A 25,750-nucleotide genomic window follows, 5' to 3' on the forward strand; every position below is an offset into this window, starting at 1 on the left:
CAAAACACAATTGCCATGCGTTTTGCTATGTCAGGCAAAAGAAAGGCAATATTGTTAAGCCCGTAAAACGAGAAGCCATAATGAGTGTAATGTTTGATCCCGAAGTCGCCATCTATCCGTTTCCGCCAAAACCTGTTCCGCTAAGCCAGGACGAAAAACAGTTCTACCGCGAGAAGATCAAACGTCTTCTGAAAGAGCGAGACGCGGTGATGGTGGCGCATTACTACACCGACCCGGAAATCCAGCAACTGGCGGAAGAGACCGGGGGCTGCATCTCTGACTCTCTGGAGATGGCGCGCTTTGGCGCAAAACATCCTGCTTCCACGCTGCTTGTTGCTGGCGTGCGTTTTATGGGCGAAACGGCGAAAATTCTCAGCCCGGAAAAAACCATTTTGATGCCGACGCTGAATGCCGAGTGTTCGCTCGATCTTGGCTGCCCGATTGACGCGTTCACCGCCTTCTGCGACGCCCATCCTGACCGTACCGTGGTGGTTTATGCCAACACCTCCGCGGCGGTAAAAGCGCGGGCAGACTGGGTCGTGACCTCCAGCATCGCCGTTGAGCTGATTGAGCATCTGGACAGCCTGGGTGAGAAAATTATCTGGGCACCTGACCGACATCTCGGCAATTATGTTCAGAAGCAGACAGGCGCTGACGTCCTCTGCTGGCAGGGGGCCTGTATTGTGCACGACGAATTCAAAACCCAGGCGCTGGCACGCATGAAGGCGCTTTATCCTGACGCCGCCATTCTTGTTCACCCTGAATCCCCCCAGTCCATTGTCGACATGGCGGATGCCGTGGGTTCAACCAGCCAGCTTATCAACGCGGCCAGAACGCTGCCGCACAAGCAGCTCATCGTGGCGACCGATCGCGGTATCTTTTATAAGATGCAGCAGGCCGTGCCGGAGAAAGAGCTCCTTGAGGCCCCAACGGCAGGCGAGGGCGCGACGTGTCGCAGCTGCGCGCATTGCCCGTGGATGGCGATGAACGGTCTGAAAGCGATTGCCGAAGGGCTGGAGACGGGCGGCGCCGCGCATGAAATTCATGTCGATGCTGCGCTGCGCGAAGGTGCGTTAATTCCGCTTAACCGCATGCTGGATTTTGCGGCTACACTACGTACTTAATTCAAAACGTTCCGGGGAAAAGATGGATTTTTTTAGCACGCAGAACATTCTGGTTCATATACCGATTGGTGCAGGTGGCTATGACCTGTCATGGATTGAGGCCGTCGGCACGCTGGCGGGTTTACTCTGCATCTGGCTGGCAAGCCTGGAGAAAATCAGCAATTACGCGTTCGGGCTGATTAACGTTACGCTGTTTGCGATTATCTTCTTCCAGATCCAGCTGTACGCCAGCCTGCTTTTGCAGTTGTTCTTCTTCGCCGCCAATATTTACGGCTGGTACGCATGGTCGCGGCAGAACAGCCAGCAGGAGGCTGAGCTACAGATCCGCTGGCTACCCCTGCCGAAAGCCATTGCCTGGTTTGTCGCTTGCGTGGTTGCTATTGGTTTCATGACCGTTTATATCAACCCGGTGTTTGCCTTCCTGACCCGCGTGGCCGTTTCGGCTATGTCCGGTATCGGCCTGAGCGTAACGATGCCAGAACTTCAGCCGGATGCTTTCCCGTTCTGGGATTCCTGCATGATGGTGCTGTCAATTGCGGCGATGATCCTGATGACCCGTAAATACGTTGAGAACTGGCTGCTGTGGGTCATCATCAACGTTATCAGCGTGGTCATTTTCGCGCTGCAGGGCGTCTATGCGATGTCGCTGGAATATCTGCTGCTGACCTTCATTGCCCTGAATGGCAGCCGTATGTGGATTAAGAGCGCGCGTGAGCGAGGCTCTCACGCGCTTTCCCGCTAATGATGATGATGATGTGAATGGTCGGGCTGCGCCTCGTTAAGGCGACAGTCCGGCCCGTTACAGGCCTGATACTCCATCTGGACGGTGGCGTGGCCAATCTCGTAATGATGTTCCAGGAAGTGATGAATGCGTTCCAGTAATGCATCATGATCGTGAGGTGGGATCACCTGAACGTGTAGCGTCATCACCGGTTTTTCGCCTACCTGCCAGACATGCACATGATGAACATTGCGCACTTCCGGGACAGAACGGCGCAGGTTACGCTTCAGCTCGTCAATGTCCATGGATGCGGGTGCCCCTTCAAGCAGTTCATTGACGCTCTCCTTCAGCAGACTCCAGGCGCTACGTAAAACCAGACACGATACCAGCACGGAGAGAATCGGGTCGACTGGCGTCCAGCCGGTATAGAGGATCACCAGCGCGGCGACTATCGCCCCGACTGAGCCGAGCAAATCCCCCAGCACATGCAGGGCAGCAGCGCGCACGTTGAGGTTCTTTTCCCCGCTGCCGCGATGCAAAATCCAGAATGCCAGAATATTCGCCAGCAGCCCCGCGACGGCAATCACCATCATTGTCGTTCCGGCTATTGGCTGCGGGTGCCTGAAGCGTTGGATGGCTTCCCAGACGATAAGAATAGTAATGACCACCAGCGCGATGGCGTTAACAAACGCGGCAAGCGTAGTCAGCCTCAACCAGCCGAAGGTATGGCGTGCGTTCGGAGGACGACGAGCAAATTGCACGGCCAGCAGAGCGAAGAGTAGCGCTGCGGCATCGGTCAGCATGTGCCCGGCATCAGCCAGCAATGCCAGCGAGCCGGAGACCAGACCGCCAATGACCTCGATAACCATAAACGTGGCCGTAACGCCGAAGGCCAGCATGAGTCGTTTTACGTTGTCATTTCCGGGAGAAGATGCGTGTGAGTGGGTGTGCGCCATGTCTGCTTTCCTGTTTCGTTATTTTTTAGTGTAGCGTTTTTAACAGGTTACTCCAAAAAGAAAGGAGAGCCTGGGCTCTCCTTTCGCATTTAAAGCACTGACCACTTACTGGGTTGTGCCATCGGTTTTGGTATTGGCATCGTTACCCACTTTGTCGTTAGGGTCGGGACATTTGCCGTCCTTACACATTGAGTTCTTATGAACTTCATCTGAACTCATATTGTCGTGATTCATGGTGCCGGAATCACTGCCGTTCGGATGCAGCATGGTGCCGCCGGTATTGGTGTTGCCGGTATTGATCTGGCTGTTATCGACATTATTTGGGGCGATATTCTGTTTCGCATCAGGGGCGACCTGGCCTGCTTCTGCTGCCGCATTGGCATCACCGTTGCTGTCTGAGGTGCCCGTTTCAGCAGCCAGGACGCTGCCGCTTGCCAGGGTGAGAGTGGCGGTCAGGAAGAGGGTTGCCAGTTTTGTCATTTTCATCATGGTGCTCCTGTTCTTGTCGTTACGCTGGATAACTTTCTCCAACTGTGCATCTTTTTAGAGGCGAAAGATTCCGCCTTACGGACTTACGTCAGTAGGGAATCGCGTTTAGGCGTAGAAAATTGGTTGTTACAGTTAAAAAGCTTAGGTTAGATCTCATTTTTCGCTATTTTGTGGCGATTTTTAGGCGAATTCCAGGAATTATCTGCGTGAAGTGTAAAACCGTGTTTACACTTCCTGGTCGACAAGATAGATTGAAAGGATTGCTTTCATTACTAAAGATATGGCAGAGCTGGAAAGAAAATGAATTATCAGAACGACGATTTACGCATTAAAGAGATCAATGAGTTATTACCTCCTGTAGCGCTCCTTGAGAAATTCCCCGCCACTGAAAATGCCGCAAACACGGTTTCTCATGCTCGCAAAGCGATCCATAAGATCCTGAAAGGTAATGACGATCGTCTTCTGGTGGTGATTGGTCCATGCTCTATCCACGATCCTGCTGCGGCAAAAGAGTATGCGGCAAGGCTGCTTCAGCTGCGCGAAGAGCTGAAGGATGAGCTGGAAATCGTCATGCGCGTCTATTTTGAAAAACCGCGTACGACCGTTGGCTGGAAAGGGCTCATTAACGATCCGCACATGGATAACAGCTTCCAGATCAACGATGGTCTGCGTATTGCGCGCAAGCTGCTGCTGGAGATCAACGACAGTGGCCTGCCTGCTGCCGGTGAGTTCCTGGACATGATCACGCCACAATACCTGGCTGATTTGATGAGCTGGGGCGCAATTGGTGCCCGTACCACGGAATCTCAGGTTCACCGCGAACTGGCATCCGGTCTCTCTTGTCCGGTTGGTTTTAAAAACGGCACCGACGGCACCATTAAGGTGGCTATCGACGCCATTAACGCAGCGGGTGCACCGCACTGCTTCCTGTCTGTGACCAAATGGGGTCATTCCGCCATCGTGAACACCAGCGGTAACGGGGATTGCCATATTATTCTGCGTGGCGGCAAAGAGCCAAACTACAGTGCAAAACATGTGGCCGACGTGAAGGTCGGGCTGGAAAAAGCCGGGCTGCCACCGCAGGTGATGATCGATTTCAGCCATGCCAACTCCAGCAAGCAGTTTAAAAAGCAGATGGACGTCGGGGCTGATGTCTGTCAGCAGATTGCCGGCGGTGAGAAGGCGGTGATTGGCGTGATGATTGAAAGCCATCTGGTCGAAGGTAACCAGAACCTGGAAGGCAGCGAGCCGCTGGTGTACGGCAAGAGCGTCACGGATGCCTGCATCGGCTGGGACGATACCGACACCCTCCTGCGTCAGCTGGCGAACGCGGTGAAAGCACGTCGCGGTTAAGTCCTGAGGCAGAAATAAAAAAGCGCGGAAGGTTCCGCGCTTTTTTTATGTCTGGCGAAAATTACTTCGCTTTACCCTGGTTCGCGACAGCCGCGGCTTTCGCTGCGATTTCATCCGCGTTACCCAGATAGTAGTGTTTGATTGGTTTGAAGTTTTCGTCGAACTCATACACCAGCGGTACGCCAGTTGGGATGTTCAGTTCAAGAATTTCGTCTTCACCCATGTTGTCCAGGTATTTCACCAGCGCACGCAGGGAGTTACCGTGAGCGGCAATGATCACGCGCTCACCGCTTTTCAGGCGTGGCAGAATGGTTTCGTTCCAGTAAGGCACAACGCGGTCGATGGTCAGCGCCAGGCTTTCGGTGGTTGGCAGCTCAGCGTCAGTCAGTTTCGCGTAACGCGGGTCGTGGCCCGGGTAGCGCTCGTCATCTTTGGTCAGCTCTGGTGGGGTTACCGCGAAGCCGCGACGCCACTGTTTAACCTGCTCGTCACCGTATTTCTCAGCGGTTTCGGCCTTGTTGAGACCCTGCAGCGCACCGTAGTGGCGCTCGTTCAGCTTCCAGGATTTCTCAACCGGCAGCCAGGCCTGATCCAGTTCGTCGAGCACGTTCCACAGCGTGTGGATGGCACGTTTCAGCACAGAGGTGTAAGCAAAATCAAAGCTGAAGCCTTCTTCCTTCAGCAGTTTACCTGCTGCTTTTGCTTCGCTTACGCCTTTCTCAGACAGATCAACGTCGTACCAACCGGTAAAGCGGTTTTCGTTGTTCCACTGGCTTTCGCCGTGACGCACCAGGACTAGCTTAGTAATAGCCATCTCTTACTCCTCAAGCATTTTTAGAATGATAACAATTCTCATTATATTGCTGTGGCCAGGCCAGCAGCAACGCTTAACCCTAACCATAGCGAAAATAGTCTCCGAGTGTAAGATGCTTGTGAATCCAGGGTTATGATTTTGTCTGCGATCGGCGCTATTTTCAGCAAGGGGAGCAGAAAAAAGCCCTCGATGTGAGGGCCTGTCGTTAAGCGCGCGGAATGAAATGATACTCGGTGACGCTCACGTACTCTTCACCCGGGCGCAGAACGCAATCTGGCTGCGGCCATTCCGGATGATTCGGGCTGTCAGGCAGGAACTCGCTCTCCAGTGCCAGACCCTGCCAGTCGCTGTATTCATTGTGTTCGCGTGCCGTTGTGCCGCCAAGATAGTTACCTGAGTAGAACTGCAGGGCAGGGGCGGTGGTATAAACGGTCATCTGCAGCTTCTCGTCAGCAGACCAGACCTGCGCGGCGGGCTGGCTGAGATCGCCTTTGGCCTGCAACAGGAAAGCGTGGTCGTAGCCTTTCACCTTGCGCTGATCGTCATCACTCAGGAAATCCTGTGCGATAGCTTTCGCATTACGGAAGTCGAAGCTGGTGTCGTTCACCTGCTTCAGGCCCTGATACGGTATGCCCATTTCGTCAACCGGCAGGTACGCCTCCGCAAGGATTTGCAGCTTGTGGTTGCGCACGTCGCACTGGTTGCCGTCCAGATTAAAGTAGGCATGGTTAGTCAGGTTAACCGGACACGGCTTGTCGACCGTGGCACGGTATTCGATGGCGATTCGGTTGTCGTCGGTCAGCGTGAAGCGTGCGGAGGCGATAAGGTTGCCCGGGAAGCCCTGATCGCCATCAGGTGAATCCAGCGAGAACAGCACTTCGCTGTCATTTTGACGGACAATTTTCCAGCGGCGTTTATCAAACCCTTCCGGTCCGCCGTGAAGCTGGTTCTCACCCTGACTTGGAAGGAGAGGGTACGCCACGCCGTCGAGTTCGAAACGGCTTTTAGCGATGCGGTTGGCATAGCGGCCGACGGACGCTCCCAGAAAAGCCGATTGGTTAACATACTGCTCAGGCGATGCACAGCCGAGCAGCGTTTCACGCACGCTGCCGTCCGGCATCGGTACGCGGGCGGAGAGCAGGGTTGCACCCCAGTCCATCAGCGTAACCACCATTCCTGCGCGGTTGCGCAGGGTTAACAGGCGATACGGCAGACCATCCGGTGCGAGGGTAGGTGTTTCGTTTAGCACTGTCCGGCTCCTTGTGATGCTTTACATACATAGAAGGTTTCTTTAATACCTGTCTTTGCTTCGTACTGCTTCGTCACGGCATCCTGTACGGCAGGGACCAGCTCTTCCGGTACCAGCGCAACGATGCAGCCCCCGAAGCCGCCGCCGGTCATGCGCACGCCGCCTTTATCGCCGATGGTCGCTTTGACGATCTCAACCAGGGTATCAATTTGCGGGACGGTGATTTCAAAGTCATCGCGCATGGAGGCATGCGATTCAGCCATCAGTTCTCCCATGCGTTTCAGGTCGCCTTTCGCCAGCGCGGACGCGGCTTCAACGGTACGGGCGTTCTCCGTCAGCACGTGACGAACGCGTCTGGCGACAACCGGATCCAGCTCATGTGCAACCTTATTGAATTCATCAAGCGTCACGTCGCGCAGGGCGGGCTGCTGGAAGAAGCGTGCACCGGTTTCACACTGCTCGCGGCGGGTGTTGTACTCGCTGCCCACCAACGTGCGCTTAAAATTACTGTTGATAATCACAACAGCCGCGCCTTTGGGCAGCGGAACGGCTTTGGTGCCAAGCGAGCGGCAGTCGATCAGCAGCGCGTGCTCTTTTTTGCCCAGCGCGGAGATCAGCTGGTCCATAATGCCGCAGTTACAGCCCACGAACTGGTTTTCTGCTTCCTGACCGTTAAGGGCGATTTGCGCCCCGTCCAGCGGCAGATGATAAAGCTGCTGGAACACGGTCCCCACGGCGACTTCCAGAGAGGCAGAGGAGCTTAAGCCCGCACCTTGTGGCACGTTGCCGCTGATCACTAAATCCGCACCGCCAAAGTTCTTGTTACGCTTCTGCAGATGCTTCACCACGCCGCGCACATAGTTAGACCACTGCTGGCTGTCGTGCGTCACAATGGGGGCATCAAGGGAAAACTCGTCGGTTTCGTTACCGTAATCCGCCGCTATTACGCGGACGTTACGGTCGTCGCGCTTTGCGCAACTAATAACCGTCTGGTAATCAATGGCACACGGCAGCACAAAACCGTCGTTGTAGTCAGTATGTTCACCGATCAGATTGACGCGGCCAGGCGCCTGAATAACATGGGTGGCAGGGTAGCCAAATTTCTCAGCAAACAGGGATTGTGTTTTATCTTTCAGACTCATTTTTTAGACTCCTGATTCGCGATAGTGGACGTCACTCACGGCACGCAGACGTTCGGCTGCCTGTTCCGCCGTCAGGTCACGCTGGGTTTCCGCCAGCATTTCATAGCCCACCATGAACTTACGTACCGTCGCAGAGCGAAGCAGTGGCGGATAGAAATGGGCATGCAGCTGCCAGTGTTGGTTCTCTTCACCGTTAAACGGTGCGCCGTGCCAGCCCATGGAATACGGGAAAGAGCACTGGAACAGGTTGTCGTAACGGCTGGTCAGTTTCTTCAGCGCCAGCGCAAGGTCGTCGCGCTGTGCGTCGCTGAGATCGGTCATGCGCTGTATGTGCGCTTTCGGCAACAGCAGCGTTTCAAACGGCCAGGCGGCCCAGTAAGGTACGACGGCGAGCCAGTGTTCGGTTTCCACCACGGTACGGCTGCCATCGGCCAGCTCACGCTGGGTGTAATCAACCAGCATGGGTGAGCCGTTTTCCTCGAAATAGGCTTTTTGCAGGCGGTCTTCGCGTTCGGCTTCGTTAGGCAGGAAGCTGTTCGCCCAGATCTGGCCGTGCGGATGCGGGTTGGAGCAGCCCATCGCCGCACCTTTGTTTTCAAATACCTGCACCCACGGGTAAGTCTGCCCCAGCTCAGCGGTTTGTGCCTGCCAGGTGCCGATCACCTCTTTCAGTGCCTCAACGCTCAGCTCCGGCAGCGTTTTGCTGTGATCGGGCGAGAAGCAGATCACGCGGCTGGTACCCCGCGCGCTTTCACAGCGCATCAGCGGGTCATGGCTCGCGGGCGCGTCCGGCGTGTCGGTCATTAGCGCAGCAAAATCGTTGGTGAAGACGAAGGTGCCTTTGTAGTCCGGGTTTTTATCTCCGGTGACGCGCGTGTTGCCCGGACACAGGAAGCAATCTGGGTCATGCTGCGGTAGCGTTTGTTTCGCAGGCGTCTCTTGCGCCCCCTGCCAGGGGCGCTTGGCGCGATGCGGAGACACCAAAATCCATTGTCCGCTTAACGGGTTAAAACGACGATGCGGATGATCGACGGGATTAAACGAAGTCATGAAGGATCCTTAGTCCGGATAGCCTTGCGGGTGGCGTGACTGCCAGTGCCAGGTATCCTGTGCCATTTCATCAAGCGTGCGGGTAACACGCCAGTTAAGCTCTTTGTCGGCTTTAGTGGCATCCGCCCAGTAAGCGGGCAGGTCACCATCACGACGCGGTGCGAAGTGGTAGTTCACTGGCTTACCGCAGGCTTTGCTGAAGGCGTTAACCACGTCCAGCACGCTGCTGCCGACCCCGGCGCCGAGGTTGTAAATATGCACGCCCGGTTTATCTGCCAGCTGTTGCATGGCCGCAACGTGACCGTCGGCCAGATCCATCACGTGGATATAGTCGCGCACGCCGGTGCCGTCCTGGGTTGGGTAGTCGTTACCAAAAATCGCCAGCGACTCACGACGGCCTACCGCCACCTGAGCGATATACGGCATCAGGTTGTTCGGGATGCCCTGCGGATCTTCACCCATATCGCCAGACGGATGGGCGCCGACCGGGTTGAAGTAGCGCAGCAAGGCGATGCTCCATTCCGGCTGCGCTTTTTGCAGATCGGTCAGGATCTGTTCCACCATCAGCTTGCTTTTGCCGTACGGGCTTTGTGGCGTGCCTGTCGGGAAACTTTCAACGTAGGGGATTTTTGGCTGATCGCCATAGACGGTGGCGGAGGAGCTGAAGATAAAGTTTTTAACGTTCGCCGCACGCATGGCGGAGATGAGACGCAGGGTACCGTTGACGTTGTTGTCGTAATACTCAAGCGGCTTCGCAACGGATTCACCGACGGCTTTCAGACCGGCGAAGTGGATCACCGCTTCAATGGCGTGGTCGTGAAGGATTTCGGTCATCAGCGCTTCGTTGCGGATGTCGCCTTCCACGAAAGTGGGTTGTTTCCCGCCAAGACGTTCAATCACCGGCAGCACGCTGCGCTTACTATTGCACAGGTTGTCGAGGATGATCACATCGTGACCATTTTGCAGCAGTTGCACACAGGTATGACTTCCGATGTAACCGCTACCACCTGTTACCAGAACTCGCATGATTCGCTCCATTAGGCTTATGGTATGTAATAACCATAGCATAACAGAGACGCTAAAAGTGTGACATGGGATAAAATAGTGGAATCGTTTACACTCGTTTTCAAACTCGCTTTTTCAATCACTCAGACCATTCTAGATCAAAGAGATAGTGTTGTATTGATGCAAGTTATCTGAAAAGAGGAGGGCGGGGCCCTCCACGGTTAGTCGATGTGGCTGAGAAGATAGCGATAGCGCTCGCCGTCCGGAATGAACTCAAGACGATGGGTGATACAGGAAGGGGCATCCTCGGCATGGTGTGAAACAAACAGCAGTTGGGTTTCACCCTCGGCAATGAGAATATCCACAAAGCGACGAATCAGCTGGCGGTTTAGCGGATCCAGACCCTGCAGGGGCTCATCCAGAATTAACAGTGTCGGGTGTTTTACCAGCGCGCGAACGATCAATGCCAGGCGCTGCTGCCCCCATGACAAACTGTGAAACGGCGCGTCGGCCACCCGGCTATCCATCCCCAGAATATCCAGCCACTGCTGGGCCAGCTTGTGCTGCTTGTCCGACACCGCCTGATAAATTCCGATGGAGTCAAAATACCCGGAGAGGATCACGTTACGTACTGTGGTACTGACCCGGTAATCCAGATGCAGGCTGCTGCTGACGTAGCCGATATGTTTTTTAATATCCCAGATGGTTTCACCGCTGCCGCGACGACGGCCAAACAACGTGAGATCGTTGCTATAGCCCTGCGGATGGTCGCCGGTGATGAGGCTCAGCAGCGTGGATTTTCCCGCGCCATTCGGGCCGACAATCTGCCAGTGCTCGCCCGGATTCACCGTCCAGCTAAGATGGTTAAGGATCGGGCGGTCGTCATAAGAGACGATACCATCACGCAGCACGATGCGTGGCTGGTGAGGATCGAGCGCGTGGCGGGCTGACGGGGCATCGGGTTCCGGAAGGGTGATGCCGTCGAGCTGTTCACTGTGCGCGAGCTGGGCGATCAGCGCCTGCTTAAGCAGCGCCGACTTTTCGCCCGTCTCGGTCAGATGGCAGTCGGCCAGCACACCGGCATGCTGGACAAAATCCGGAATCTCATCAAAGCGGTTAAGTACCAGCACAAGGGTATATCCCTGCTGATTAAGCGAGCCCAGCAGATGCGCCAGCTGCGCCCGGGACTGGACGTCAAGGCCGTCGAACGGTTCGTCGAGGATCAGGAGCTCAGGCTCGCTCATCAGCGCCTGGCAAAGCAGGGTTTTCCGCGTTTCGCCGGTAGAAAGATATTTGAAGCGTCGGTTGAGCAGGGCGGTAATGCCGAACTGTTCAGCCAGGCGCTGACAGCGGGCAGGATCTTTCACCTCATCCTGGATAATTTCCGCCGTTGTACGGCCGGTATCTTCTTCTCCAGGACTGAGTAAATCGGTGTTGTTGCGCTGCCATTCGTCGCTCACCAGCTTTTGCAGTTGTTCAAAAGAGAGGCGCGTCAGGCGCGTAACGTCGCTCTGGTATTCCCCTTTGAGGAGGGTGAGCTCCCCCGCCAGCGCACGGGCCAGCGCGGATTTACCGCTGCCGTTAGTGCCAACAAACGCCCAGCTTTCACCCGCGCGTATTGTCAAATCAGCAATCGCCAGCGTCCGGGTATCGCTAAGACGAAACGTACCTTGCGAAATATGCAATAATGCCATGATTTATCCCATTTTTTGCAGCAACAGATGTCAGGGATACTCACTGTCAGCGCGGTTGTCAATGCGCTCAGCACAATGTGGCGATAATCACCCGGTCTGCGTTGAAATATGCGGTGACGACAGCACCTTCTTCTAAGCCGTCCGCCTCGCTGCAAGGTACCGTCGCGCAGAGTGATTGTCCGTCCGCCAGCGTCATAAGCACTTCGCATTGCGCCTTGCCGCGTTCAATATGGCTGATTGCGCCCGATAGCTGGTTATCCGCTGCCTGTGCCGTGTCGGGGTTACGCGTGATATTGACCCATGGCGCTTTCAGTAACACCAGCACCTCTTTACCTTCATCCAGGCCAAGGCGCTCTGCACTCTGCGCGGTGATTGCGGCTTTCAGACGCGTTGTTCCATCGGCAAGCAGGATCTCAACATGCTGTTGTATCTGAAGATTATCGCGCGCCGTCACCGTACCAAACCACTGGTTGCGGGCGCTGGTTTGTAACGAGAAGCGGGAAATGGCGGCCAGCAAACTGTCCAGTGGAACGCTATCGTCATCACTCAGAACATCAAACGCTTTTTGCTGGATCTGGCCCAGAAGATCGTAAAGCTGAATCAGGCGCTGGCCGTAGCGCGTCACCCTGGCGCCGCCACCGCCCTTACCGCCCGTGGCTCTGTCGACCAGCGAGTGTTCGCTCAGTGTGTTCATTTCATTGATGGCATCCCAGGCGCTTTTATAGCTGATCCCGGCATTCTTTGCCCCCTGGCTAATCGAGCCCGTTTGTTCTATTTGTTTAAGCAGGGCTATACGTCTGGGGTCGGCAAAAAGCTTTTGCTGTAGTCGGAGAGTAAGAAGAATTTCGGCCTGCATAACAGTGTCCTGGCAAAAAGGATATTGTGACCCAAATGGTGCGGGGCGCAAAGGCTACCGCACAAAAGGGGATGTTTTTCTTACTTTTCAGGGTAGAATAAGCCCTTCACAATATCTGGAGAAAACCATGTTAGAGTTGTTGAAAAGTCTGGTATTCGCCGTGATCATGGTGCCAGTAGTGATGGCCATCATCCTCGGTGCCATCTACGGCCTGGGTGAAGTGTTCAACCTCTTTTCGAACATTGGTCACAAAGACCAGGCTAAAAAGCAGCATTGATTCCCTTCAAAACGCCCGGCTAGCCCGGGCGTTTTGCTCTCAAGCTTTTCTCATTTTCTCCGATAGTATTAAGAATCAGTCCAGCTTACCCCTTGAGCGGTACGATATAGCGCTGGGATCTCCATGAAGATATCGTTATATTATCGTCTATATAACGCTATATACAGGAGCTACAAATGGCACGTTCATGGGGACGTCTTTTCGCTGGGGCAACGCTGACGCTTTCACTTGCCGGGCAGGCGCTGGCGGACGACGGAAAAATTACGGTTTTTGCGGCGGCGTCGCTGACCAACGCGCTGCAGGATATTGCGGCGGCGTATAAAAAAGAGAAAAACGTCGATGTTGTCTCCTCTTTCGCCTCTTCATCTACGCTTGCGCGCCAGATAGAAGCGGGGGCACCGGCGGATCTGTTCATTTCAGCCGATCAGAAATGGATGGATTACGCGGCGGAGAAGAAATCAATTGATCCGGCAACCCGCGAAACGCTGCTGGGGAATAGCCTGGTTGTGGTGGCACCAAAAGCCAGCGCGCAGGCGGATATTACCATTAACAAAGAGACCAACTGGATGAGCCTGCTTAACGGTGGCCGTCTGGCGGTGGGCGATCCGGAGCATGTTCCGGCGGGGATCTACGCCAAAGAAGCGCTGCAAAAACTGGGCGCGTGGGAGACATTGTCGCCGAAACTGGCGCCGGCGGAAGATGTACGCGGTGCGCTGGCGCTGGTGGAACGCAACGAAGCCCCGCTGGGGATTGTATATGGCTCTGATGCCGTTGCCAGCAAGGGTGTGAAAGTGGTTGCAACGTTCCCGGAAGACTCCCACAAGAAAGTGGAATATCCTGTCGCGATTGTTGATGGACATAAAAACGCGACCGTGACGGCCTTTCGCGATTACCTGAAGGGGCCAGAAGCGTCCGCAATCTTTAAACGTTATGGATTTACGACTCACTGATGATATTGACCGATCCTGAATGGCAGGCTGTTCTGCTGAGCCTTAAAGTCTCTTCCCTGGCGGTTGCGCTGAGTTTGCCCTTTGGGATCTTCTTTGCCTGGTTACTGGTGCGCTGCCGGTTTCCCGGCAAAGCGCTGCTCGACAGCGTTCTTCATCTCCCGCTTGTTTTACCGCCCGTGGTGGTCGGTTATCTGTTGCTGATTTCGATGGGGCGACGCGGTTTTATCGGCGAGAAGCTCTACGACTGGTTTGGTCTGACGTTCGCCTTTAGCTGGCGCGGTGCGGTACTGGCCGCGGCGGTGATGTCATTTCCGTTGATGGTGAGGGCGATCCGCCTCGCGCTGGAAGGGGTGGACATGAAGCTCGAACAGGCGGCCCGCACGCTGGGTGCCGGGCGCTGGCGCGTCTTTTTCACCATCACGCTCCCGCTTACGCTGCCGGGGATTATAGTTGGCACGGTACTGGCGTTTGCCCGTTCGCTGGGCGAGTTCGGCGCGACCATCACGTTTGTATCGAACATTCCCGGCGAGACGCGAACGATTCCGTCAGCCATGTACACCCTGATTCAAACACCCGGCGGAGAAGGCGCGGCGGCGCGACTGTGCATCATTTCAATCGTCCTGGCCCTGGCTTCGCTGCTGGTGTCTGAATGGCTGGCGCGGCTGAGTCGCGAACGGATGGGGAAATAAGGATGCTGGAACTGAATTTCACCCAGACGCTGGGGAACCACACACTGACGCTTAACGAGACGCTGCCTGCAAGCGGCATCACCGCCATTTTTGGCGTCTCCGGTGCGGGAAAAACCTCTCTGATTAATGCGATTAGCGGCCTGACACGCCCGCAGTCAGGGCGAATTGTTCTGAATGACCGCGTTCTGAATGACGTGGAGAACAAAATATACCTCTCGCCGGATAAACGTCGCATCGGCTATGTTTTCCAGGACGCGCGCTTGTTCCCGCACTACAGCGTGCGCGGCAACCTGCGCTACGGTATGGCCAAAAGTATGGCCGGGCAGTTTGATAAGCTGGTGACGCTGTTAGGTATTGAGCCTCTGCTCGACAGGCTGCCTTCCTCGCTTTCCGGTGGAGAAAAACAGCGTGTGGCGATTGGCCGTGCCTTGCTGACCGCGCCCGAGCTGCTGTTGCTCGACGAACCGCTGGCTTCGCTGGATATTCCGCGTAAACGTGAACTGCTGCCCTACCTGCAGCGCCTGACCCGCGAGATTAACATTCCCATGCTCTACGTCAGCCACTCGCTGGATGAGATCCTCCATCTGGCCGACAAAGTGCTGGTACTGGAAGAGGGCAGCGTAAAGGCCTTTGGCAACCTGGAAGAGGTGTGGGGAAGCAGCGTGATGCATCCCTGGCTTCCAAAGGAGCAGCAGAGCAGTATCCTGAAAGTGAGCGTGCTGGAACACCACCCGCATTATGCGATGACCGCGCTGGCGCTGGGCGACCAGCATCTGTGGGTGAACAAGGTCGACAAGCCGTTACAGTCCGCGCTGCGTATTCGCATTCAGGCATCGGACGTCTCGCTGGTGCTGCAACCGCCGCTGCAAACCAGCATTCGTAATATTCTGCGCGCCAAAGTGGCGGAGTGCTTTGATGATAACGGTCAGGTGGAAGTGAAGCTTGAGGTGGGAAGCAGGACGCTCTGGGCGCGCATCAGCCCGTGGGCCAGGGACGAGTTAGGTATCAAGCCCGGCCTGTGGCTTTACGCGCAAATCAAGAGCGTCTCGATCACTGCCTGATTACAGCAGGTGGGTATAAATGTACTGCGCGATGCTATCGGTGGTGTTATCGCCAATCACCACGTTAGCGCGCGCTTTCACCGCGTCATCGGCGTTGCCCATCGCCACGCCGGTACCGGCAGCCTCCAGCATACTGATATCGTTATAGTTATCGCCAAAGGCAATCACGTCACGCATCGACCCTCCCTGAGATTCCACGTACTGCGTCAGGCGCTTGCCCTTGCTGTTGCCTTTACGGGCAATATCTACCTGATCGTGCCAGGACCATTCACATTCCAGACCCAGGGTCTGTTCAACCTGTTTCGCGAAGGTATTCAGTTTGGTGGTGTCTTCATCCGTCAGGGCGAATTTCCAGATAGCGTCAACATCCTGAGCGGCCTGGCGCAGGGAGGGCACCTGGGTAAAGACCGGACGCTGCGCTTCCGGCAGCGAAAGTGCCCAGTTACTGGTGCGCACCACATGGCCTGTAGGGCGCTCGTACAGCATCGCGTTGTCCACATACATCAGGCCATGAATGGCATGCTCATCCAGCAGATCAATCAGTTGCAGCGCCTGAGGAACCGGTAGCGGGTCGGAGGCTAAAACCTTTTTTGCCTGATAATCATACAAATAAGTGCCATTACAACAAATTGCAGGTGTATCTAACGCCAGTGCCTGATAAAAAGGATGAATGGCAACGTGATGTCGACCCGTTACGATAAGGAGTTGATACCCGGCTTCCTGGGCTCGTTTAAGCGCTTCAAGGGAGGAGGGGAGCAGGGTTTTCTGAGGGGTCAGTAATGTTCCGTCTAAATCCAGGGCAATCACACGCGAGGTCATTTGTTCTTCCGGGTTAATGTTGAATTTTAGGTCTCAGGCGATGTTACACCGAGAGTAAATCGCTGCAAAATTCCTGGCTAAAATTCAGCATTCACCGTTAAAAATAATCACTTTCACGCGCAGTGAGGAAAGGAGTATTCATGAAACAAACCGTTTATACCGCCAGTCCTGAAAGTCAGCAGATCCACGTCTGGCGTTTGAATGCAGAAGGTTCGCTCACGCTGGTTCAGGTTGTTGATGTTCCGGGGCAAGTACAGCCAATGGTCGTCAGCCCGGATAAACGTTTTCTCTATGTTGGCGTACGTCCTGAGTTCCGGGTGCTGGCCTACCGCATCTCGCCGGACGACGGTGCGCTGACCTACACTGCCGAAGCGCCGCTGCCGGGCAGCCCGACCCACATCTCGACCGATCGTAAAGGGCGTTTCATCTTTAGCGGCTCTTACAATGCGGGCTGCGTCAGCGTGACCCGCCTTGACGACGGCATTCCGGTCGACACAGTCGACGTGGTGGAAGGACTGGAAGGGTGTCACTCGGCGAATATCTCTCCGGACAACCGCACGCTGTGGGTGCCTGCACTGAAGCAGGATCGCATCTGCCTGTTTACCCTGAGCGACGATGGTCACCTGGTGGCGCAAAACCCGGCTGAAGTGACTACCGTTGAGGGCGCAGGCCCACGCCATATGGTCTTCCACCCGAACCAGCAGTATGCCTATGTGGTAAACGAACTGAACAGTTCGGTAGACGTGTGGGAGCTGAAAGATCCAAACGGTCAGATCGAATGCGTGCAGACGCTGGATATGATGCCGTCTGACTTCTCTGACACCCGCTGGGCGGCGGATATCCACATTACGCCTGACGGCCGTCATCTGTATGCCTGCGACCGTACCTCCAGCCTGATTACCGTCTTCAGCGTCTCCGAAGATGGCAGCGTGCTGGCCATTGAAGGTTTCCAGCCAACGGAAACTCAGCCGCGCGGCTTTAATATCGATCACAGCGGTAAATACCTGATTGCGGCAGGGCAGAAATCCCACCATATCGCGCTGTATGAAATCAAAGGCGTACAGGGTCTGCTGGAAGAAAAAGGACGCTACGCCGTAGGCCAGGGTCCGATGTGGGTCCTGGTCAACGCTCACTAAGTGGCCTGAAACAAAAAACCTCGCGAATGCGAGGTTTTTTTATGCCCGGTGGTAGCCGGGTAGAGCACATCAAAACGTAACCAACCTGATTATCATAATGTTGACTTAAGACGATGTAAAATCATCACCAATGAAGAAAAGACGTTCTCAAGCGGTGGTGCGCAAAAATAATTAATATAATCAATGTGATATTTGGTTTTTCTTTATGGATTCCTAAACTCTTCATAACTGTTTTTATATACAGTAATGGTTTGATATCATTCTGTTCGTTGGTTTGATGTGCTGCAGTTCCGCAATTCAGGATCCTTTTTAAGTCCTGGCTGTCGGGTGGTGCCGACAGTGCCTAAACTGCGGAGCACATCAAAACATAGCCAACACACCTCTGGTGACAGGCAGCGGAAAGGTAAGGCAGAGGAGAAGTGCTCTATACCAAAGGAGTGGCGTATGAGCGGTGTGGAATGGGCAATTCTTTTCCTGCAACTCATGGTTGCGATTATGCAACTATTGGATGCGTATCTTAAGTTTGGTGCCTGACGCATTCAGTCGCAGTAAAAAGGGGGATTAAAATCCCCCTTTTACTCTCATCTTACTGCTTCGGCTCTGCAACCACCTTGCTACCCAGACCGCGGTTGTTGTATTCCCACATGCGGTTGAAGTTCGCGTCGTTCAGATTGCGCTGGACGTTCCCTTTATCATCCACCGCACCGGTATTGCCGGAGAACGGACGTTTGGAGATCGCGGCATCAGCCCACGGCTTCGCCATGTTAAAGCCTTCGTTGATCACGCTGTCGCGGATCACGACCTGACCGTTAGTGGCAGAGTCCACATCCAGGGAGCGACCCAGCTGTGCCACGCCGTCGCCGGCAGCGTTAAAGCGGCTGTTAACGGCCAGGAAGCCGTAGAACAGGTTAGACTGTGTTGCTGGCGCAAACACGTAACCTTCCTGCTGAGTGCGCGAGTTCACCACGCGGAAATCGGTGTTTTCAAATACCACCGCGCCGCGACCGGACACCAGATCCACGTCACCTTCAATGTAGCTGTTGGTCACCAGCGTACGGGTCAGGCGGTTGTTCTGCAGCGTGTTCTTAACATCGCTGTTGGTCACAAAGAAGGTATTCTGACGGCCCAGAATGTTGACGTTGTTAATCTGCACCTTATCGCCATCACTACGCAGCGCGACGGCCTGGTGAGTACCGGCATCGACGCTGTCGCCGAGGGTATTTTGAATGGTCAGGTTTTGCAGCTGCAGACCATTATTTTGGGACCAGAATACCGCCGAGCACATCAGGCCAACGGTAGCGGAACGCTTGCTCTGGCAGTTATCAAACATGTACCACGCCGGTTTACCTGGCATATATTTACCGGCCGGGTTCACCAGGCGACGCCAGCTGGTGCTGTCGATTTCGGAATCAATCGCCAGGCCAATTTTCACGTCGATTGCTTTTTCGCCCAGACCGTAAAGGGTGATGCTGCCTGGCGCGGCCGGAACATACACGGTGCCTTCGTATTCGCCCGGCAGGATCGCGATGTACTGGCGAGAGGCGCTGTGTTTGGTAATGGCCGCGTCAACCGCTGCCTGAATGGACGTGTGCGTTACGCCCTGGGCGCCAGCCGGGCCAACCACGAAGTCAGGCTGTTTCGGCAGGTTAATAGAAGACGGTGTCCACGGCGCAGCGTTAGGATCCATCGCTGAGAAGTAGTGGGCACGGTCGAAGTTCTTCGCTTCATCAGCGGACAAAATCGGGCGGGACGCGGTGCCCGGTGCTACCTGCTCAGAAGGCAGCTGATCCGGTGGTGTTGAACTGCATGCGGATAAGGTCACGCCAAAGGCGAGCGCTAACGCCAGACGGGAAATCCTGGAAATGTTCAAGGTGGAGCTCCTGGGTATGCAAGTCTTAAACGGGATAGACGAAATAGCCTGCTTTTTTATACTAAGTTGAGCGAAACGGGAAGATAAAAAGGGTAAAAGTTGCATTTTTTACCCCCGGGAGGCGGGAAAGTCATCACAAATAAATAACATTTTCTACCAGAACGGTTGACAGCAGACGACGGATGAAAATAAATGTCTATACAACCTATGACAAGTGGAATGCCCATGCAGCTTCATCCTGACGATGTAATATGGCGAAATGCGCGACTGGCAACGATGGTTCCCGATGCCTCCGCACCCTATGGTCTGAAAGCGCAACACGCCCTGGTCGTGCGCGGTCAAACCATCCTGGCCGTGATCCCTGAATCTGACATTCCTTCCGGACACCGTCACTGCATTGATCTACAGGGACGTCTGGTGACGCCGGGGCTGATTGATTGCCATACCCATCTGGTGTTTGGCGGCGACCGCGCGGCAGAGTGGGAGCAGCGCCTGAACGGTGTCTCTTATCAAACCATCAGCGCGCAGGGCGGCGGGATTAACGCCACCGTGACGGCGACACGCAACAGTTCGCCGGAAACCCTGTTGAAGCTGGCGCAGCAGCGGCTAGAGCGTCTGATGAATGAAGGCGTGACGACCATAGAAATTAAATCGGGATACGGACTTAACGCGGATGCCGAAGAGAAAATGTTGCTGGTTGCTCGCCAGCTTAGTCTGAGTAATCTGGTCGAGATTAGCCCGACGCTTCTGGCGGCACATGCCGTCCCTGCGGAATACCGACAGGATCCGGATGCCTATCTCACGCTGGTCTGCGAGCAGATCATGCCCGCACTGTGGCAAAAAGCGTTATTTGAAGCGGTAGACGTGTTTTGTGAAAACGTCGGCTTTACCCCGTCGCAAACCGAGCGTCTTTTCCAGGCCGCCACCGCGCTGGGTATTCCGGTGAAAGGGCATGTTGAGCAGCTGTCTAATCAGGGCGGTGCGGCGCTGGTCAGCCAGTATAAAGGGCTGTCAGCGGATCATATCGAATATCTCGACGACGCTGGCATTCAGGCGATGGCGCAAAGCGGTACGGTGGCGGTATTGCTCCCCGGCGCGTTCTATTTCCTTCAGGAGCGCCAGCGTCCGCCGGTTGAACAGCTCAGAAAACAGGGAGTGCCGATGGCGGTGGCCACCGACTATAACCCCGGCACCAGCCCGTTTGCGAGCCTGCACCTGGCGATGAATATGGCCTGCGTCCAGTTTGGCCTGACCCCTGAAGAGGCCTGGGCTGGCGTCACGCGACACGCCGCGCAGGCGCTGGGTCGCGGCGCAACCCACGGGCAATTGCAGGCGGGGTATGTGGCCGATTTTATCGTCTGGGATGCTGACCATCCGGTTGAGATGGTCTATGAACCGGGTCGCAATCCGTTGTATCAGCGTATTTTCCGTGGGGAGGCAGTATGAGGTTATGGCGGCCCGTAGCCGAAACGGTCTGGCAGGGGCGTGACGACAGCGCCGAGGCCAGCAATGCAAAGCGTATTTTTCAGACGATACAGCAGCAGGCGCAGTTTACGCCGCTTTCCTCTGGCATCGCGCTGATCGGGTTTGAATGCGATGCAGGGGTTAAACGCAATCAGGGCAGGCCTGGCGCCGTGCAGGCCCCTGATATCCTGCGCAACGCGCTGGCGAATATGGCCAGCCATCAGGGACACGAACGGCTTGCGGATATGGGGTCCGTGTATGTCGAAGGTGATGAACTTGAAGCGGCACAGCGGGTTTTAAGCGATGCGGTGACGGCCTGCCAGCAGTCCGGGATGCGCACGCTGATCTTTGGCGGCGGGCACGAGACCGCCTGGGCGCATGGTCGGGGCATTCTCGATGCCTTCCCGAACGAGCGCGTGGCGGTGATTAATCTTGATGCCCATCTCGATCTGCGCAAGGCCGAGCGTGCAACATCCGGTACCCCGTTTCGTCAACTGGCCCATTACTGCGAGGACCACGGTCGGGCGTTTCGCTACGCCTGCTTTGGCGTCAGCCGGGCAGCCAACACGCAGGCACTCTGGGATGAAGCGGAACGCCTGAACGTCACGCTGGTGGAGGACTGGCATTTCAGACGCGATGCGTTATCTGCGCTGGAAAAGGTGCTGGCGCAGGCCGATCGGGTCTACCTGACTATTGACCTCGACGTTCTGCCGGCGAGCGAAATGCCTGCCGTATCCGCCCCTGCGGCGTTAGGGGTATCGGCGCTGGATCTTCTGCCGGTTATCGAACAAATCTGTCGCAGCGGTAAGCTGCAGGCCGCCGATCTGGTAGAGTTTAACCCGCAGTACGACAGGGACGGACAGGGCGCGAAGCTTGCCGCTCGTCTGGCCTGGCAAATTGCTCACTGGTGGGCATAACCCGAGTTAAGGAGTCATGATGTTTTCACGCTCGCCCCTGGCGCAGTCGAGCCCTCCTGCGCCTTTCTACGAAAAGGTGAAGCAGGCTATCAGCGAAAAAATTGCTACCGGTGTCTGGCGCCCTCACGATCGTATTCCGTCCGAGGCCGAACTGGTGGCGCAATTTGGATTTAGCCGGATGACCATCAACCGGGCGCTGCGCGAACTGACCGATGAAGGTCTTCTGGTGCGCCTGCAGGGGGTCGGCACTTTCGTGGCGGAGCCCAAAGGTCAGTCGGCGCTGTTTGAAATCCGCAGTATTGCCGATGAGATACACTCGCGAAATCATCAGCACCGCTGCGAGGTGCTGGTGCTCGAAGAGACCGAGGCGAGCGCCGAGCAGGCCGCCGAGCTGAATGTTAAAGAAGGGAGCCGCATCTTCCACTCCGTGATGGTGCATTTTGAGAACGACATTCCGGTACAGATTGAAGATCGCTGCGTTAACGCAGATCGGATACCGGAGTATCTGAGCCAGGATTACACCCAAACCACGCCGCATGCGTACCTCTCGCTGGTCGCACCGCTGACGGAAGGGGAACACATTGTGGAGGCTGTGCGCGCCACGCCGCAGGAGTGTGAACGGTTGCGCATTAAAGAGCACGATCCGTGCCTGCTGATCCGCCGTCGAACCTGGTCATCATCGCAGATTGTCTCCCATGCCAGGCTGCTTTTCCCGGGTAACCGTTACCGGCTGCAGGGCCACTTTATGTCATAAGTTTTATAAGCGTGATCGCTAACGCAATATAACAAAATTGTATCTTTTTTGTTAAATCTGACCTTGTGTGTGCTTGTCTATACAAGTATATCTAAATGCATCATCTGTCCTTTATGAGGAGCACACAATGTCGTCAGGTAAATACCGCCAGCAGGATGTCCGCGCCGCTCGCGGCACCACGCTTACCGCCAAAAGCTGGCTCACCGAAGCCCCGCTGCGCATGTTGATGAATAACCTCGACCCTGAGGTGGCGGAGAACCCCCACGAGCTGGTGGTCTACGGCGGTATAGGCCGCGCCGCGCGTAACTGGGAATGCTATGACGCAATTGTAAAATCCCTGACGCATCTCGAACACGACGAAACCCTGCTGGTGCAGTCCGGCAAGCCGGTCGGCGTATTCAAAACCCATAAAAATGCGCCACGCGTGCTGATCGCCAACTCTAACCTGGTGCCGCACTGGGCGACGTGGGAACACTTCAACGAGCTGGATGCCAAAGGGCTGGCGATGTATGGTCAGATGACCGCCGGGAGCTGGATCTACATTGGCAGCCAGGGGATTGTGCAAGGCACTTACGAAACCTTCGTGGAAGCCGGCCGCCAGCACTATAACGGCTCGCTGAAAGGCCGCTGGGTATTGACTGCCGGTCTCGGCGGTATGGGCGGCGCGCAGCCACTGGCTGCCACGCTTGCTGGCGCCTGCTCGCTTAACATTGAGTGCCAGCAGAGCCGCATTGATTTCCGTCTGCGTACCCGCTACGTCGACGAGCAGGCTGATAACCTCGACGATGCGCTGGCGCGCATCAAAAAATACACCTCGGAAGGCAAAGCGGTGTCGATCGCCCTGTGCGGCAACGCGGCAGAGATTCTGCCTGAACTTGTCGCCCGCGGCGTTCGCCCGGATCTCGTCACCGACCAGACCAGCGCCCATGACCCGCTGCACGGTTACCTGCCAAACGGCTGGACGTGGGAAGAATATCAGCAAAAAGCGGAAACCGACCCGGAAGGCACGGTTCTCGCCGCGAAACGTTCGATGGCTGAACACGTCTCCGCGATGCTGGCCTTCAGCAAGATGGGCATTCCGACCTTCGATTACGGCAATAACATCCGCCAGATGGCGAAAGAGATGGGCGTGACGAACGCTTTCGACTTCCCGGGCTTCGTGCCTGCCTATATTCGCCCGCTGTTCTGTCGCGGCATTGGGCCGTTCCGCTGGGTTGCCCTGTCCGGTGACCCGGAGGATATCTACAAAACCGATGCCAAAGTGAAAGAGATCGTCGCGGATGACGAACATCTCCACCACTGGCTGGACATGGCGCGCGAGCGCATTAACTTCCAGGGCCTGCCGGCGCGTATCTGCTGGGTCGGTCTGGAGTGGCGGCAAAAACTGGGTCTGGCCTTCAATGAAATGGTGCGCAGTGGCGAAGTCTCCGCACCGATTGTCATTGGTCGCGACCACCTTGATTCCGGCTCCGTTGCCAGCCCTAACCGTGAAACGGAAGCCATGCGCGACGGCTCGGATGCCGTTTCAGACTGGCCGCTGCTGAATGCCCTGCTTAATACCGCCAGCGGCGCGACCTGGGTCTCGCTGCACCACGGCGGTGGCGTGGGAATGGGCTTCTCCCAGCACTCGGGGATGGTTATCGTTTGTGACGGTACCGATGAAGCCGCCGCGCGTATCGCTCGCGTGCTGCACAACGACCCGGCCACCGGCGTGATGCGTCACGCGGACGCGGGTTACGAGATTGCTATTGACTGTGCCAAAGAGCAGGGGCTAAACCTGCCGATGATCCCTGCCACACAAGGAAATCATGAATGAACGCCTTAACACTTACGCCCGGTTCCCTGACGCTTAAACAGCTGCGAAACGTCTGGCGTCAGCCGGTTACGCTCTCGCTTGATGAAAGTGCTCACGCCGCCATTAACGACAGCGTTGCCTGCGTGGAGGCCATTGTTGCCGAAGGGCGCACGGCTTACGGGATCAACACCGGCTTTGGTCTGCTGGCACAAACGCGCATTGCAACGCACGATCTGGAAAACTTACAGCGTTCACTGGTGCTGTCTCACGCGGCGGGGGTCGGCCAGCCGCTGGATGACGAGATTGTCCGTCTGATGATGGTGCTTAAAATCAACAGCCTGGCGCGCGGTTTCTCCGGCATTCGCCTGAGCGTGATCCAGGCGCTGATGGCGCTGGTTAATGCCGACGTCTATCCGTGGATCCCGGCGAAAGGTTCCGTCGGCGCCTCCGGCGATCTTGCGCCGCTGGCGCATATGTCGCTGCTTCTGTTGGGGGAAGGGCAGGCACGCTGGCAGGGCGAATGGCTTCCTGCCAAAGAGGCGCTGAAAAAAGCCGGTTTAGCCCCGATCACCCTGGCGGCGAAGGAGGGGCTGGCGCTGCTGAACGGCACGCAGGCGTCGACCGCCTTCGCGCTGCGCGGCCTGTTTGAAGCGGAGGATCTGTTTGCCTCGGCGGTGGTGTGCGGCGCGCTCACCACCGAAGCCGTGCTGGGTTCGCGTCGTCCGTTCGACGCCCGCATCCACGAGGTGCGCGGCCAGCGCGGCCAAATTGACGCCGCCGCCATGTATCGCCACGTGCTCACCGACACCAGCGAAATTGCGGATTCACACCACAACTGTGAAAAAGTGCAGGATCCGTACTCTCTGCGCTGCCAGCCGCAGGTGATGGGCGCGTGCCTGACGCAGCTGCGCCAGGCCGCAGAGGTACTGCTGATAGAGGCCAACGCGGTATCCGATAACCCGCTGGTCTTCGCCCAAGAAAACGAGGTGGTCTCCGGCGGTAACTTCCACGCCGAGCCGGTGGCGATGGCGGCGGATAATATCGCCCTGGCCATTGCCGAAATTGGCGCGTTGTCAGAACGCCGTATCGCGCTGATGATGGATAAACATATGTCGCAGCTGCCACCGTTCCTGGTGCGTAACGGCGGGGTCAACTCGGGCTTTATGATTGCCCAGGTGACGGCTGCCGCGCTGGCGAGTGAAAACAAAGCGCTGTCGCACCCGCACAGCGTCGACAGCCTGCCAACCTCGGCGAACCAGGAGGACCACGTCTCGATGGCCCCGGCTGCCGGACGTCGTCTCTGGGAGATGGCCGCCAACACCCGCGGCGTGCTGGCGGTGGAATGGCTGGCGGCAAGTCAGGGTATTGATTTGCGTGAAGGGCTGAAATCCAGCCCGCTGCTGGAGCAGGCGCGTCAGGCGCTGCGTGAGCACGTATCGCATTACGATGACGACCGTTTCTTTGCGCCGGACATTGATAAAGCGATGCAGCTTCTGGAAGAGGGACGGCTGGTAGGGCTGCTACCTTCCGTGCTGTGATTCGTGCCCGGTGGCGCTGCGCTTACC

25 protein-coding genes are annotated in these 25,750 nt (G+C 56.2%); 14 read left to right on the forward strand and 11 right to left on the reverse strand.

Translation table 11 applies throughout. The features are described 5' to 3' along the window. The first annotated feature begins 80 nt into the window (after positions 1–80). Entirely contained in the window at positions 81–1,124 is a 1,044-nt protein-coding gene (gene nadA, locus L3068_RS06425) for a quinolinate synthase NadA (protein ID WP_117580636.1), read from the forward strand. 22 nt (positions 1,125–1,146) lie between these two features. Next, positions 1,147–1,866 carry a nicotinamide riboside transporter PnuC gene (pnuC, locus tag L3068_RS06430; protein ID WP_014883049.1) on the forward strand — a complete coding sequence of 240 codons (720 nt, stop codon included), beginning with the start codon at positions 1,147–1,149 and terminating at the stop codon, positions 1,864–1,866. On the opposite strand, the gene zitB is transcribed toward pnuC, so the two are convergent. After that, a complete protein-coding gene (zitB, locus tag L3068_RS06435; RefSeq protein WP_117580634.1) occupies positions 1,863–2,801 on the reverse strand; it encodes a CDF family zinc transporter ZitB in 939 nt (312 codons plus the stop codon). The two genes, pnuC and zitB, sit on opposite strands and share 4 nt — an antisense overlap. A 105-nt stretch (positions 2,802–2,906) precedes the next feature. After that, complete coding sequence (locus tag L3068_RS06440; RefSeq protein WP_014883051.1) at positions 2,907–3,287, reverse strand: protein YbgS; 381 nt, start codon at positions 3,285–3,287, stop codon at positions 2,907–2,909. Between the two features lie 303 nt (positions 3,288–3,590). Here L3068_RS06440 and aroG point away from each other — a divergent pair, with 303 nt between their 5' ends. Further along, positions 3,591–4,643 carry a 3-deoxy-7-phosphoheptulonate synthase AroG gene (aroG, locus tag L3068_RS06445; RefSeq protein ID WP_014883052.1) on the forward strand — a complete coding sequence of 351 codons (1,053 nt, stop codon included), beginning with the start codon at positions 3,591–3,593 and terminating at the stop codon, positions 4,641–4,643. A 61-nt stretch (positions 4,644–4,704) separates the two neighbouring features. Here aroG and gpmA read toward each other — a convergent pair whose 3' ends face one another. The 7 genes from gpmA to modE form a co-directional block, all read right to left on the reverse strand. Next, positions 4,705–5,457, reverse strand: a complete 753-nt coding sequence (gene gpmA, locus L3068_RS06450; RefSeq protein ID WP_008501111.1) for a 2,3-diphosphoglycerate-dependent phosphoglycerate mutase — start codon at positions 5,455–5,457, stop codon at positions 4,705–4,707. Positions 5,458–5,662: 205 nt separating this feature from the next. Next, positions 5,663–6,706 (reverse strand): galactose-1-epimerase, encoded by a 1,044-nt coding sequence (galM, locus tag L3068_RS06455; protein WP_063434283.1) that lies wholly within the window; start codon positions 6,704–6,706, stop codon positions 5,663–5,665. After that, positions 6,700–7,848: a galactokinase gene (galK, locus tag L3068_RS06460; protein WP_014883054.1), complete on the reverse strand. Its 1,149-nt coding sequence runs from the start codon at positions 7,846–7,848 to the stop codon at positions 6,700–6,702. The genes galM and galK overlap by 7 nt, the downstream gene beginning before the upstream one ends. A 3-nt stretch (positions 7,849–7,851) precedes the next feature. Further along, the gene (gene galT, locus L3068_RS06465; protein ID WP_023332433.1) at positions 7,852–8,898 is read right to left on the reverse strand and encodes a galactose-1-phosphate uridylyltransferase; all 1,047 of its coding nucleotides are present in this window, start codon (positions 8,896–8,898) and stop codon (positions 7,852–7,854) included. A gap of 9 nt (positions 8,899–8,907) precedes the next feature. Beyond that, positions 8,908–9,924, reverse strand: a complete 1,017-nt coding sequence (galE, locus tag L3068_RS06470; protein WP_023332434.1) for a UDP-glucose 4-epimerase GalE — start codon at positions 9,922–9,924, stop codon at positions 8,908–8,910. 200 nt (positions 9,925–10,124) lie between these two features. Beyond that, complete coding sequence (modF, locus tag L3068_RS06475; RefSeq protein ID WP_023332435.1) at positions 10,125–11,597, reverse strand: molybdate ABC transporter ATP-binding protein ModF; 1,473 nt, start codon at positions 11,595–11,597, stop codon at positions 10,125–10,127. Positions 11,598–11,664: 67 nt separating this feature from the next. After that, positions 11,665–12,453 (reverse strand): molybdenum-dependent transcriptional regulator, encoded by a 789-nt coding sequence (gene modE, locus L3068_RS06480; protein ID WP_117580632.1) that lies wholly within the window; start codon positions 12,451–12,453, stop codon positions 11,665–11,667. A gap of 127 nt (positions 12,454–12,580) precedes the next feature. On the opposite strand from modE, the gene L3068_RS06485 reads away from it, so the two are divergent. The 4 genes from L3068_RS06485 to modC all read left to right on the forward strand — a co-directional run bounded on the left by L3068_RS06485 (position 12,581) and on the right by modC (position 15,430). Next, on the forward strand, positions 12,581–12,730 hold the full coding sequence (locus L3068_RS06485; RefSeq protein ID WP_014883059.1) for an AcrZ family multidrug efflux pump-associated protein: 150 nt from the start codon (positions 12,581–12,583) through the stop codon (positions 12,728–12,730). A gap of 176 nt (positions 12,731–12,906) precedes the next feature. Beyond that, positions 12,907–13,680, forward strand: a complete 774-nt coding sequence (modA, locus tag L3068_RS06490; protein ID WP_049010795.1) for a molybdate ABC transporter substrate-binding protein — start codon at positions 12,907–12,909, stop codon at positions 13,678–13,680. Next, positions 13,680–14,369 carry a molybdate ABC transporter permease subunit gene (gene modB, locus L3068_RS06495; RefSeq protein WP_032637160.1) on the forward strand — a complete coding sequence of 230 codons (690 nt, stop codon included), beginning with the start codon at positions 13,680–13,682 and terminating at the stop codon, positions 14,367–14,369. The genes modA and modB overlap by 1 nt, the downstream gene beginning before the upstream one ends. 2 nt (positions 14,370–14,371) lie before the next feature. Next, positions 14,372–15,430 carry a molybdenum ABC transporter ATP-binding protein ModC gene (gene modC / locus L3068_RS06500; protein ID WP_032637159.1) on the forward strand — a complete coding sequence of 353 codons (1,059 nt, stop codon included), beginning with the start codon at positions 14,372–14,374 and terminating at the stop codon, positions 15,428–15,430. Here the strand turns inward: modC and L3068_RS06505 are convergent, their stop codons facing one another. Next, complete coding sequence (locus L3068_RS06505; protein ID WP_117580630.1) at positions 15,431–16,249, reverse strand: pyridoxal phosphatase; 819 nt, start codon at positions 16,247–16,249, stop codon at positions 15,431–15,433. It lies immediately after the preceding gene. 140 nt (positions 16,250–16,389) lie between these two features. Here L3068_RS06505 and pgl point away from each other — a divergent pair, with 140 nt between their 5' ends. Next, a complete protein-coding gene (gene pgl, locus L3068_RS06510; protein WP_023338174.1) occupies positions 16,390–17,385 on the forward strand; it encodes a 6-phosphogluconolactonase in 996 nt (331 codons plus the stop codon). A gap of 444 nt (positions 17,386–17,829) precedes the next feature. Then, positions 17,830–17,919, forward strand: coding sequence for a type I toxin-antitoxin system toxin TisB (gene tisB / locus L3068_RS06515; protein WP_023332440.1), 90 nt, complete (start codon positions 17,830–17,832; stop codon positions 17,917–17,919). Between the two features lie 52 nt (positions 17,920–17,971). Here tisB and L3068_RS06520 read toward each other — a convergent pair whose 3' ends face one another. Continuing rightward, the gene (locus L3068_RS06520; protein WP_023336941.1) at positions 17,972–19,255 is read right to left on the reverse strand and encodes a putative acyl-CoA thioester hydrolase; all 1,284 of its coding nucleotides are present in this window, start codon (positions 19,253–19,255) and stop codon (positions 17,972–17,974) included. A gap of 192 nt (positions 19,256–19,447) precedes the next feature. Between L3068_RS06520 and hutI the strand changes: the two genes are divergently transcribed. The 5 genes from hutI (at position 19,448) to hutH (ending at position 25,723) form a co-directional block, all read left to right on the forward strand. After that, positions 19,448–20,701 (forward strand): imidazolonepropionase, encoded by a 1,254-nt coding sequence (gene hutI / locus L3068_RS06525; RefSeq protein ID WP_170934345.1) that lies wholly within the window; start codon positions 19,448–19,450, stop codon positions 20,699–20,701. Then, complete coding sequence (gene hutG, locus L3068_RS06530; RefSeq protein WP_117580628.1) at positions 20,698–21,636, forward strand: formimidoylglutamase; 939 nt, start codon at positions 20,698–20,700, stop codon at positions 21,634–21,636. The genes hutI and hutG overlap by 4 nt, the downstream gene beginning before the upstream one ends. 19 nt (positions 21,637–21,655) lie before the next feature. Next, positions 21,656–22,390, forward strand: a complete 735-nt coding sequence (locus tag L3068_RS06535) for a histidine utilization repressor (RefSeq protein ID WP_117580626.1) — start codon at positions 21,656–21,658, stop codon at positions 22,388–22,390. A gap of 127 nt (positions 22,391–22,517) precedes the next feature. Continuing rightward, a complete protein-coding gene (gene hutU / locus L3068_RS06540; RefSeq protein WP_014883069.1) occupies positions 22,518–24,206 on the forward strand; it encodes a urocanate hydratase in 1,689 nt (562 codons plus the stop codon). Beyond that, complete coding sequence (hutH, locus tag L3068_RS06545) at positions 24,203–25,723, forward strand: histidine ammonia-lyase (RefSeq protein ID WP_045281106.1); 1,521 nt, start codon at positions 24,203–24,205, stop codon at positions 25,721–25,723. Before hutU ends, hutH begins: the two co-directional genes overlap by 4 nt. Positions 25,724–25,750 lie beyond the last annotated feature (27 nt).

This window comes from Enterobacter cloacae complex sp. ECL414, from assembly GCF_021869685.1.
In the GTDB taxonomy this organism is placed as follows: Bacteria; Pseudomonadota; Gammaproteobacteria; order Enterobacterales; family Enterobacteriaceae; genus Enterobacter; species Enterobacter kobei.